Origin of the sequence: Streptomyces sp. CT34, from assembly GCF_000805335.1 — a bacterium.
In the GTDB taxonomy this organism is placed as follows: Bacteria; Actinomycetota; Actinomycetes; order Streptomycetales; family Streptomycetaceae; genus Streptomyces.
The window spans coordinates 1,297,154-1,308,137 of the sequence record NZ_KN708638.1; the positions used below are offsets into that span (position 1 = coordinate 1,297,154).

9 protein-coding genes are annotated in these 10,984 nt (G+C 74.8%); 2 read left to right on the forward strand and 7 right to left on the reverse strand.

Features of this window, described 5'->3' with window-relative positions:
• Positions 1-14: 14 nt before the first annotated feature.
• From RZ84_RS05805 to RZ84_RS05835, 7 genes are all read right to left on the reverse strand, one after another.
• A complete protein-coding gene (locus tag RZ84_RS05805; RefSeq protein ID WP_043263365.1) occupies positions 15-2,003 on the reverse strand; it encodes a serine/threonine-protein kinase in 1,989 nt (662 codons plus the stop codon).
• Between the two features lie 27 nt (positions 2,004-2,030).
• The gene (locus RZ84_RS05810) at positions 2,031-2,945 is read right to left on the reverse strand and encodes an oxygenase MpaB family protein (RefSeq protein ID WP_043263366.1); all 915 of its coding nucleotides are present in this window, start codon (positions 2,943-2,945) and stop codon (positions 2,031-2,033) included.
• A gap of 22 nt (positions 2,946-2,967) precedes the next feature.
• Entirely contained in the window at positions 2,968-4,167 is a 1,200-nt protein-coding gene (locus RZ84_RS05815) for an acyl-CoA dehydrogenase family protein (protein ID WP_043263367.1), read from the reverse strand.
• Positions 4,168-4,330: 163 nt separating this feature from the next.
• The gene (locus RZ84_RS05820) at positions 4,331-4,846 is read right to left on the reverse strand and encodes an SH3 domain-containing protein (protein ID WP_043263368.1); all 516 of its coding nucleotides are present in this window, start codon (positions 4,844-4,846) and stop codon (positions 4,331-4,333) included.
• Positions 4,847-5,036: 190 nt separating this feature from the next.
• Positions 5,037-5,801, reverse strand: a complete 765-nt coding sequence (locus RZ84_RS05825) for a VOC family protein (protein WP_043263369.1) — start codon at positions 5,799-5,801, stop codon at positions 5,037-5,039.
• Positions 5,802-5,928: 127 nt separating this feature from the next.
• Positions 5,929-7,122: an FAD-dependent oxidoreductase gene (locus tag RZ84_RS05830; protein WP_043263370.1), complete on the reverse strand. Its 1,194-nt coding sequence runs from the start codon at positions 7,120-7,122 to the stop codon at positions 5,929-5,931.
• Positions 7,123-7,215: 93 nt separating this feature from the next.
• Positions 7,216-7,995 carry a class I SAM-dependent methyltransferase gene (locus tag RZ84_RS05835; RefSeq protein ID WP_043263371.1) on the reverse strand — a complete coding sequence of 260 codons (780 nt, stop codon included), beginning with the start codon at positions 7,993-7,995 and terminating at the stop codon, positions 7,216-7,218.
• Positions 7,996-8,467: 472 nt separating this feature from the next.
• On the opposite strand from RZ84_RS05835, the gene RZ84_RS05845 reads away from it, so the two are divergent.
• A complete protein-coding gene (locus tag RZ84_RS05845) occupies positions 8,468-8,704 on the forward strand; it encodes a DUF5133 domain-containing protein (protein ID WP_043263373.1) in 237 nt (78 codons plus the stop codon).
• A gap of 112 nt (positions 8,705-8,816) precedes the next feature.
• On the forward strand, positions 8,817-10,984 hold a 2,168-nt coding region (locus tag RZ84_RS05850), incomplete at its 3' end, for a phosphoketolase family protein (protein ID WP_078893607.1).

Below are 10,984 nucleotides of genomic sequence, written 5' to 3' on the forward strand. Positions count from 1 at the left end.
CGTCAACAGGCCCGCTACCGCCGGCGTCGTACGCGCTCCTGGCGCAGCTGTGCGACCCGGCGGTAGAGGGCCGCGGCCTCGTCCGTACGCCCCAGTTGCTCCAGGCACTGGGCCTGGTCGCCGCGGCTGGCGAGCGCGTCGAGGTGGGCCGGGCCCAGGACCCGTTCGCGGGCGTCGGCGACCTGGCGGTACACCTCCAGCGCATCGCCCCAGCGCCCGAGCCGGCCGAGCGCCACGGCGGTCTCCCGGCGGCTGGCCAGGGTGTCGGGGTGGTCGGCGCCCAGCACCCGGGCGCGCGCCGCGGTCACCTGGCGGGCCTCGGTCAGCGCCTCCTCCCAGCGGTTCTGCCGGCCGTAGTTGACGCCGAGTCCGTGCCGGGCGCGCAGCGTCTCCGGGTCGTCGGCGCCCTGGGCGCGGGTGCGGGCCGCCACCAGCTCGCGGTAGTGCGTCAGGGCCTCCGCGCTGCGGCCCAGCCGGCCCAGGCAGATGCCGACCTCGTAGCGGGCGGCGAGGGTGTCCGGGTGGTCCGGGCCGAGCGACTCGGCGCGCGCCGCGGCCACCTCCCGGTACGTCCGCAGCGCCTCCGGCCAGGCACCCAACTGGGCCGTCACAGCAGCGAGTTGGAAGCGGCTGGCCAGGGTGTCCGGGTGGTGCGCGCCGAGCACCCGGGCGCGGGCGGCGGCCACCTCGCGGGCGGTGGTCCGGCTGTCCTCCAGCCGGCCCAGCCGGCCGAGGCCGACCGCGAGGTGGTGGCGACAGCCGAGCGTGTCGGGGTGGTCGGGGCCCAGGGTGCGCTCCCGGCCGGCCAGCACCTCGGTGAAGAGCTGGTGCGCCTCGAAGTGCCGGCCGAGACCGGCCAGTTGCCGGGCGCTCTCCAGACGGTCGGCGAGCGCCGCGAGGGTGGCGTGGTGGCCGTCGGCCGGTGCCGGCTGGACGAGCCCGACGGCCGGGGACGACTCGCCGCGCTGCGGGTCGCCGCCGACGGTCCAGGCGTCGGTGAGGACCGCGGCGGCCCGGTCCGCGGCCGGGCGGCGGCGCGGCCGGGCGCCGGCGGCCGGGGAACCGGCGGTGATGCCCTGTGTCCAGGCGGGCAGCCGCGGGGTCGGCACCGTGGCGTCCCCGGGTCCGCCGCCGGGGCCCCGGACGGCGCGCGGATGGCGGGCGTCGGCCAGGCGCTTGGCCAGCTCGTCGGCGTCCCTGGGGCGGTCGTCCGGCTCCTTGGCGAGCAGGTCCAGGACGATCCGCTCGTACGCCTCGGGGAGGTCCGGGCGTGTCCTGCGCGGCGGCTCGGGGGCGGTGTCGCGGTGTCCGACGAGCACCGCCCAGGCGTCGCCCTGGGCGAACGGCGGTGCGCCGGTGGCGATTTCGTAGAGCACGCAGCCGAGGGAGTACAGGTCGCTGCGGTGGTCGACGGTGCCGGCGCCGATCTGCTCGGGCGACATGTAGTGCGGGCTGCCCATGGCGACGCCGGTGCCGGTGAGCCGGGCGGTGAAGCCGATGTCGTGGCCGAGGCGGGCGATGCCGAAGTCGCAGATCTTGACCGTGCCGTCGGTGGTGCGGACGATGTTCGCCGGTTTCAGATCGCGGTGAACAATGGCTTGTTCGTGGGTGTAGGCGAGCGCCGCGGTGACCTGTTCGGCGATCTCGACGAGGTCCGGGACGGGCAGCGGCTGGCGCCGGTTGTCGTCCAGCAACTGGCTGAGATTGCGGCCGTTCAGCAGCTCCATGACGATGAAGAGGATGCCGCCGTCCTCGCCGAAGTCATGGACGACGGTGATGCCGCGGTGCTGGAGCGCGGCGGCGACCCGGGCCTCCCGGCGGAAGCGTTCCCGCAGCACCCGCAGGAAGCCGGGCTCCTGGCGCTGGCCCATGGGCTTGAGGCACTTGACCGCGACCTGGCGGCCCAGCGACTCGTCGCGGGCCCGCCACACCTCCCCCATGCCGCCCCGCCCGATGATGTCGAGCAGCCGGTATCGCCCCTGGATCAGTCTGTTCTCCGCCATCCTGAATCGCCGCCCCCGCCCCCGCGTTCAGCCGCGTGGATCCCCCTGAGTGCCCTGCCCGTCCAGTATGGCGGCGGAACCGCGGAGCTTGTAGGGCCCTGGCCGGGTACCGGGGCCGAGCCGCGCCACCGCGCGCAGGATGTGCTTCGGCGGCAGTTGCCAGCGGAGGGTGGGTGGAACGGCGCGCAGCAGCCGGCCGGTGGCGCGCAGCCGGCGGGGGACGGCGGCGGGGGGCGGCGCCGGCCGGCCGTACAGCCGGTGGGCGTAGGCGGGCAGCGCCCCGTACGCCAGGTCCGCCACCGGGCGCCAGAGCAGGGCGCGGACCGGGACGAGCGGGGCGGGAGTCGGCGGGCGGCGCAGGAAGCCGTCGATCAGCCGGGCTTCCGGGGTGAGCGCGAGGTCGGGCCGTACGCGCGCGAAGTAGGCGGCCAGCGCGGCCCGGTCGCCGGGGACCTCCTCCGGGTCGAGCCCCACGAGCCGGGCGCTGGCGCGCTGTTCGCACAGATACCGGTCGGCCTGGGCGTCGCCGACCGGGTAGCCGGAGCGGCGGAGCACCTGGAGGTAGGAGTCCACCTCGGCGCAGTGCACCCAGAGCAGCAGCGCGGGGTCGTCGACGCGGTAACGCTCGCCGGTGGCCGGGTCGGTGGCGGTCAGCCGGCGGTGGATCCGGCGGACCGCGGCGCCGGCCCGCTCGGCGTCGCCGGTCGTCCCGTACGTGACCGTCCCGACGAAGTTCGCGGTCCGCATCAGCCGGCCCCAGGCGTCGCGCCGGCCCCGCCCGGTCATGCGGAAGGCGGCCGAGTTCTGGGTGACCCCGCGCACCGCGCGCGGATGGAGCGCCTGGAGGTACAGCGCGCGGACTCCGGCGATCCACATCATCGGGTCGCCGTGCAGCTGCCAGGTCACCGAACGCGGGCCGAAGAGCCCTTCCTCACCCGCCATCACCGCACCTCCCGTTACCGTCTCAGCGCCGTACGCGGGGCATCCCGAGGCCGATCCACGAGATGATCTCGCGCTGGATCTCGTTGTTGCCGCCGCCGAAGGTGAAGATGACGGCGGAGCGGTAGCCGCGCTCCAGTTCGCCGTGCAGCACCGCGCCGGCCGAGCCCTCCTTGAGCGGACCGGCCGCGCCCACCGCCTCCATCAGCCAGGCGTAGGCGTCCCGCCGGGCCTCGGAGCCGTAGACCTTGACCGCCGAGGCGTCCTGCGGGGTCAGCGCGCCCCGCTGGAGCGCGTCGACCATCCGCCAGTTCAGCAGCTTCATGGCGTCCAGCCGGGTGTGCGTACGGGCCAGCCGGCCGCGGACCCAGGCCAGGTCGATGACCCGGCGGCCGTCGGCGAGCTTGGTCCCGGCCGCCCACCGCTGGACGTCGTGCAGCGCGCGGATGGCCATGGTGCCGTGGGCGGCGAGGGTGACCCGCTCGTGGTTGAGCTGGTTGGTGATGATCCGCCAGCCCTGGTTCTCCCGGCCGACCCGGCGGGTGGCGGGGACGGTGATGTTCTCGTAGTAGCTGGCGGTGGTGTCGTGCGAGGCGAGGGTGTTGATCACGGTGCAGGAGTAGCCGGGGTCGCCGGTGGGGACCAGGAGCATGGTGATGCCCTTGTGCGGCGGGACGCCGTCGGTCACCGGCGCGGTACGGACGGCCAGCCAGACCCAGTCCGCGGTGTCGCCGTTGGTCGTCCAGATCTTCTGGCCGTTGACGACGTAATGGCCGCTCTCCTCGTCGCCTTCGCGCACCGCGCGGGTCTTGAGGGCCGCCAGGTCGGTGCCGGCGTCCGGTTCGCTGTAGCCGATCGCGAAGTCGATCTCGCCGGAGAGGATCCTGGGCAGGAAGTACGCCTTCTGCTCGTCGGTGCCGAACTGCATGATCGTCGGGCCGACGGTGTTCAGCGCCATCAGCGGCAGCGGCACCCCGGCCTGCGCCGCCTCGTCGAAGAAGACGAACTGCTCCATCGGCGTCATCCCGCGCCCGCCGAACTCCTTGGGCCAGCCGACCCCGAGCCAGCCGTCCGCGCCCAGCCGGCGCACCGTCTCGCGGTAGAAGCGCTTCCGGTCGGCCGGCTCGGCGTACCGGGCGTAGGCGTTGTCCGGCACCAGCTCGCCGAAGTAGGTGCGCAGCTCGGCGCGCAACTGCTGCTGCTCCGGGGTGTATTCGAGGTGCACGGCCCCTCCCGTTCGTCCTGACGGTCCGTCGGATTCCAGGTCGAGGGGCACAGTAGAACGTGTTCCAGCGATACGGAAGGGCGGCGGCCGGACGGCCGGGGCACACAACGGCCCGGCGCGGCACCTCCGCGGTACCGCGCCGGGCCTCCTCGGTGGCCGTGGCTCAGCCGGCGTGCCGCGCCCCGTCGTCCTGACTGCGGTTGCGCTGGACGTCCTTGCAGTACTTGACGTAGCCGTTGTTGGACACGTACTTGCCGGACACCCAGCGGTGCTCGCGGACCTGGAACCAGACGTCGTTGCCGCGGATGCTCTGGGCACGGACCTTGCACTCCAGGGTGACCCCCTCACGGTTGCGGAGGAAGCCCTTGTTGGGGGCGTCGGTGCTCGGAGCCGTCCGCTCGTAGATGCCGCGCGAGGCGGTGACGGTGCCGTACGGTCCGCCGAGGTCGCTCTGCGTCGGCGGCTGCGACTGCGATGGGGGCTGCGAGTGCGACGGCGGCTGCGACTGCGAAGGGGGCTGCGACTGCGAAGGGGGCTGCGAGTGCGGTTGCGGCTGCGGGGACGCCTGCGCCGGAGCCGCCGCGAGCAGCGTCGCCCCCAGGGCGACAGCCATGGTCAGTGCGCCCGCACCGGCTGCGAGCTTCTTGCCTCGGACCACAAGGACGTCGGTCGTGGACATAGGAGGTCTCCTGTTCTTGACGCGCGATCCTTTGACGCGCTATGCCACCCATTGGCGCGTGGGGGACATTACGCGCAAATCGGTTGTGCAGTGTGGTGAAACGACGACCAGGGAGCCAATCGTGTGACGCCGCGACGCCCGCTGGACGAGGAAAATCACCCCCACTGTCGGCGCGCCCCCGCCGGAGCGGTCAGCCCTCCGTACCCACCTGGTGAATGCCGAAGACGGCGCCCTGCGGATCGCGGATCATCGCGATCCGGGGCCCGTCCGGGACGTCCGTCGGGGCCAGCAGCAGCATGCCCCCGGACTCGGCGGCGCGCGCGGCGGTCGCGTCCACGCTCGCCACCGCGAAGTACGGCAGCCAGTGCGGCCGGACGTCCTCCCGGTCGCGCGCCTCCACGGTGCTCATCCCGCCGAAGTCGGCGCCGCCGATGCCCCACTGGGTATACGTGCCGTGGGCCCTGACGGTCCATCCGAAGACCCGGGAGTAGAACGCCACCGCGGACTCGGCGTCGCCGGTGGCGAGTTCGACCCAGCCGAGCGCGCCGGGATCGTTCAGCAGCTCGGCGCCGGCGAAGCCGGCGGCCTGCCAGACCGCGAAGGCCGCGCCCGCCGGATCGGCCAGCACCGCGAACCGGCCCAGGTCGAGGACGTCCCGCGGGGCCACCAGCACACTGCCGCCGGCCTCGGTCACCGCCGCGGCCAGCGCCTCGGCGTCGCCGGTGGCGAAGGTGACGGTCCAGGCGGTCGGCTGGCCCGGCGCGTACAGCGGGGTCGCCGCGGCGACCCGGGCGTCGCCCACCGAGAAGAGCGTGTATCCGCCGGCCTCCGCCCGCGGTTCGGTCTCGGCGCGCCAGCCGAAGACCTGGCGGTAGTACACCTTGGCGGCGGCCACGTCCGAGGTGCCCAGTTCCACCCAGCAGGGCGCTCCGGGCGTGGGCTCAGTGATCTTCACGGTCGGTTCCGTCCCTCCGCGCACCGCGGGCCGGGCCGCGGTCGTTCCGGGTACGCCGCCGCCGATTCCGTACGCTGCCGATCGTCCGACGGGCGGGACCGGGCCGCAACCCGGGCGCCGGGCCCGGTCAGCGGCGGTGCAGAGCGCGGGTGAAGCGGTGGCGCGGTGGGCGGTGGGCGCGCTGCGGGGCCTCCGGGGCGAGGGCGCTGTCCAGGGCGCGGGCGGCGCCTTCGGCAGCCGCGGCCGAGCGGGGGAACAGGGCCGTCTCGTACGCCCGCACCCCCTGGTCCGGGTCGGACTGCCAGGTGTGCGCCTCGGCGAGGTGCCGGGCCAGTTCGCAGCCGTCGAACAGCGCGAGGTCGGCACCCGGCGCGGAGAGCGGCGTCATCAGGTGCGCGGCGTCGCCCAGCAGGGTCAGGCCCGGAGTGTGCGGCCAGGTGTGCGGTACCGGCAGCGCGAACAGCGGCCGGTGGAGGAAGCCGCTGTCGCTGTCCCGCAGCAGCGCCAGCAGCCGCGCGTCCCATCCGGCGAACCGGCCGAGCAGCGCGGCGCGCACGGCGGCGGTGTCCGCCAGGTCCAGCCCGGCCGCGAGCGCCCAGTCCTCGGAGTCGCGGAAGGCGGCCTGGACCCGGATGCGGTCGCGGCCGTCACGCCGGGCGATCAGGCCCTCGGGCCCGGAGAACGCCATCACGCGGCCGTGGCCGACCAGCCGGGCGATCTCCGGATGGCGGGCGTCGACGTCCTCGAAGCCGGTCTCGACGAAGATCACGCCGGAGTAGTGCGGGGTGGCGTCGGAGAGCATCGGCCGTACCCGCGACCAGGCCCCGTCGGCCCCGATGACCAGGTCGAAGGTCTCCCCGCGGCCGTCGTCGAACTCGGCCTCGTGGCGGCCGGCACCGCGCGGGTGCAGCGTACGGAGGTACCGCCCCCAGTGGACGGTCCCCGGGGCGAGGGAGTCCAGCAGCAGCCGGCGCAGCTCCGCCCGCCCGATCCCGGGAAGCTCCCGGGCCCCGGAGGTGCCGACCGCGCCGGGCTCCGCGGTGTGCCGGGCGAGCACCGCGCCGGTGCGGTCCAGCAGCCGGGTCTGCTGCCCTTCGGGCCGGGCGAGGGCACGGAACTCCCGCTCCAGCCCGGCCGCGCGCAGGGCCGCCTGCCCGGATTCCGGCCACAGCGCCGCGGTGTCCTGCCGCGGGCGCGCGTCCGCGGCGGCCTCCTGCTCGAAGACCTCCGCCGGTACGCCGTGGTGCTGGAGCCCCCGGGCGCAGACCAGCCCGCCGGGACCGGCGCCGATGATCGCGATGCGGAGTGTGGTGGCGTGCATGGCACGGTACTCCTCGGTGCGGATCGTCCTCCGTTCCAGAGGAGCACAGCCGCCCGGAAAGTGCGATCGCTGGCGCCGCCCGCCGCCGCCCGGTCAGTCCGGGACGGCGCGCAGGAGGACCAACGAGCCTTCCAAGAAGGGCTGTTGGCGCAGCGCGCCGTGGCGGGCGCCCCAGCTGCCGTCCTCCAGGTCGCGGCGCAGTGCGGCGGCGAAGCGGGCCCGGGTCGCGTCGTCGGCGAAGCTCCAGGCGGAGCACGCCTGCCGGGCGCCGTGGCCGAGGAGCCGCTCGGGGCGGCCGTAGTACGCCTCGTTGAAGCCGTCGCAGCAGTCGAGCGGGATCGGGACCCGTTCGACGGTGGCCCGGCCGCCGAGCGCGGCCGTCAGCTGGGCGATCTCCGAGTGGCGGCGGGCCTCGGCGTCCAGGACCTCGGCGGCGTACGCGTACCGCCAGAAGTCGCGGACCAGCGCGGGATCGCAGGTCAGCACCACGACCGGGCCGCGGGCCACCCGGCGCATCTCGCACAGCCCGGCCGCCGGGTCGCTCCACTGGTGAACGCTGAACGTGGTCATCGCCGCGTCGAAGGAGTCGTCGGGGAACGGGAGTTGCTCGGCGACCGCGTCAACTGCCGGGGAGCGGCCGGCGGGCCGCCGGGCGCGCATCGACGCGGAGGGTTCGACGGCCGTGACGTCGAGCGGGGTCGCCTCGTAGGAACCGGCTCCCGCGCCGACGTTCACGACCGTGCGGGCGGTCCCGAGGGCCGCGTGGATCCGGGCGGCGATGCGCGGATCGGGCTGCCGGTACGCGGCGTAACCGCCGCCGACGGCAGCGTAGTCGACGTCTCCGGCGCTGCCGTCGCAGGCGCGTGCGTTCATGCGGCGAACGTAGCAGCGCCGGACGCCGCCGCGCGGTGTTCCCCGCAGGGCGGCGGGAGGCCGGGCGGCGCACCATGGAAGGGCCGGGAGAGGCCGGCAGGCAGGGGGTCGGTCATGAGCAGGGGAAACGCGGGTGACGGGCCGGGGCCGGTGCCCCGGAAACCGCATCCGGTACCGCACGATCCGGAGCCGGCCGGACCCGGGCCGGAGCCGGAGGCCGAACCCGGGAGCGCGCCGGAGGAGCCGGCGACCGAGCCGGCGGAGCCACCCGGAGCCGCACCGGGTGAGCAGCCGGTCCCCGAGCCGCCCGACTGAGCGGTCGGTGGCCGCGGAGTGAACCCCCGATGCCCCGCGTCCGGTTGCGGGTGCCGTACGGCCGACGCAAGGTGGGAGCCACTCGGGTTCGGGCGCCGGATCCGCGCGCCGGTCAGCCGCCCCGGGAATGCCGGGCCGAGGTCGGAAGAGGGACGGCATGCTGCTGCCGGACAAGTCGGTGCTCACTTCGCTGCTGCGGCGGTATCGCCTGTGGGAGCGGATGGTGCTCGCGGATCCGCACGATCCGGTGGCGCGGCGGCGGCTGGAGGACATCGCCTACACCCTGTGTGTGCTGATGGGCCGGCGCACCGTCCAGGAGGCGATCATCGAGGCGGAGCGCTATCTCTCGGCCGGCCGGGCCGTCCCCCGGACGGCCGAGCGGGGAAAGGGATAGCGGAACACCGGCTTCCGGCACGGGCGAGTGCCGCAGGGCAGGGCCTGTCCGATGTGCCAGACGCCGCGGACCCGGCCACGACCCGTCGGACAGGCCCTAGGAGGGCGAGGAGATGCCAGGGGACGACGCGGGACCGGCGGGCGCCGCGGCGCCGGCGGGCGCGGACCATCTCGGCGCGGCGGAGCTCGCCGCGCTGGACGCGCACTGGCGGGCCGCCAACTACCTCTCCGCCGGGCAGATCTACCTGATGGCCAACCCGCTGCTGGAGGAGCCGCTGCGCCCCGAGCACATCAAGCCGCGGCTGCTGGGGCACTGGGGCACCGCACCGGGGCTGAACCTGGTGCACACGCATCTCAAGCGGGTGATCGCGGCCCGGGGTCTGGACGCGCTGTGCGTGTGGGGGCCGGGGCACGGCGGGCCGGCCGTCCTGGCCAACTCCTGGCTGGACGGCACGTACTCGGAGACCTATCCGGACGTGAGCCGGGACCGGGCGGGGATGGAGCTGCTGTTCCGGCAGTTCTCGTTCCCGGGCGGGGTGCCCAGCCATGTCGCGCCGCAGACGCCGGGCTCCATCCATGAGGGCGGCGAGCTGGGCCACTCCCTCACGCATGCCTACGGTGCGGCGTTCGACCACCCGCGGCTGCTGGTCGCCTGCGTGATCGGCGACGGGGAGGCGGAGACCGGGCCGCTCGCCGCGTCCTGGCACTCCACGAAGTTCCTCGACCCGGTGCACGACGGCGCCGTGCTGCCGATCCTGCATCTCAACGGCTACAAGATCGCCAATCCCGCGGTGCTCGCCCGCATCCCGGAGGACGAACTGGACGCCCTGCTGCGCGGCTACGGCCACGATCCGGTCCATGTCTCCGGCGACGACCCGGCCGCGGTGCACCAGGCGATGGCCGCCGCCATGGACCGCTCGCTGGACCGGATCGCGGCGATCCAGCGCCGGGCGCGCGAGGAGGGGGCGGCCGACCGTCCCCGCTGGCCGGTGATCGTGCTGCGGACGCCCAAGGGCTGGACGGGCCCGCACGAGGTCGACGGGCAGCCGGTGGAGGGCACCTGGCGCTCCCATCAGGTGCCGCTCGGCGGCGTACGGGATCACGCCGACCACCGGCACCAACTGGAGCGGTGGCTGCGCTCGTACCGGCCGGAGGAGCTGTTCGACGAGGCGGGCCGGCCGCGTCCGCAGGTGCTGGCGTGCGTGCCCGAGGGACGGCACCGGCTGGGCGCCTCGCCGTACGCCAACGGCGGGCTGCTGCTGCGCGCGCTGCCGCTGCCGCCGCTGGAGCGGTACGCGGTGGACGTCGCCAAACCCGGGACCACGCTGCACGAGCCGACCCGGGTGCTCGGCGGGCTGCTCGCCGATGTCATGGCGGCGACCGCCGGGCGCCGCGACTTCCGGCTCGTCGGCCCGGACGAGACCGCCTCCAACCGGCTGGACGCGGTCTACCGCGCCACCGGCAAGGCGTGGCAGGCGGCGACACGGGAGACCGACGAGCATCTGGCGCGGGACGGCCGGGTGATGGAGGTGCTGTCCGAGCACCTGTGCCAGGGCTGGCTGGAGGGCTATCTGCTCACCGGGCGGCACGGCCTCTTCGCCAGCTACGAGGCGTTCGCCCATATCGTCGACTCGATGGTCAACCAGCACATCAAGTGGCTGCGGACCGCGCGCCGGCTGCCCTGGCGGCGCCCCGTCGCCTCCCTCAACTACCTGCTGACCTCGCACGTCTGGCGGCAGGACCACAACGGCTTCTCGCACCAGGACCCCGGCTTCGTCGACCAGGTCCTCGACAAGAGCCCCGAGATCGTCCGGGTCTATCTCCCGCCGGACGCCAACACCCTGCTCACGGTGGCCGATCACGTACTGCGCAGCCGCGACCACGTCAATGTGATCGTCGCCGGCAAGCAGCCGGGCTTCGACTGGCTCACCCTCGACGAGGCCCGCGCCCACTGCGCCCGCGGCGCCGGGGCCTGGCACTGGGCGGGCACGGAGGACGGCAGCCGCGACCCGGACGTGGTGCTGGCCTGCGCCGGCGACGTCCCCACCCAGGAGACGCTGGCCGCCGCCGATCTGCTGCGCCGCCAACTGCCCGATCTGGCGGTGCGGGTGGTGAACGTCGTCGAGATGGCGCGGTTGCTGCCGGCGGACGACCACCCGCACGGGATGCCGGACTTCGAGTACGACGCGCTCTTCACCCGCGACAAGCCGGTCATCTTCGCGTACCACGGCTACCCGTGGCTGATCCACCGGCTCCCCCCCCCCCCCCCGGGGGGCGCGGC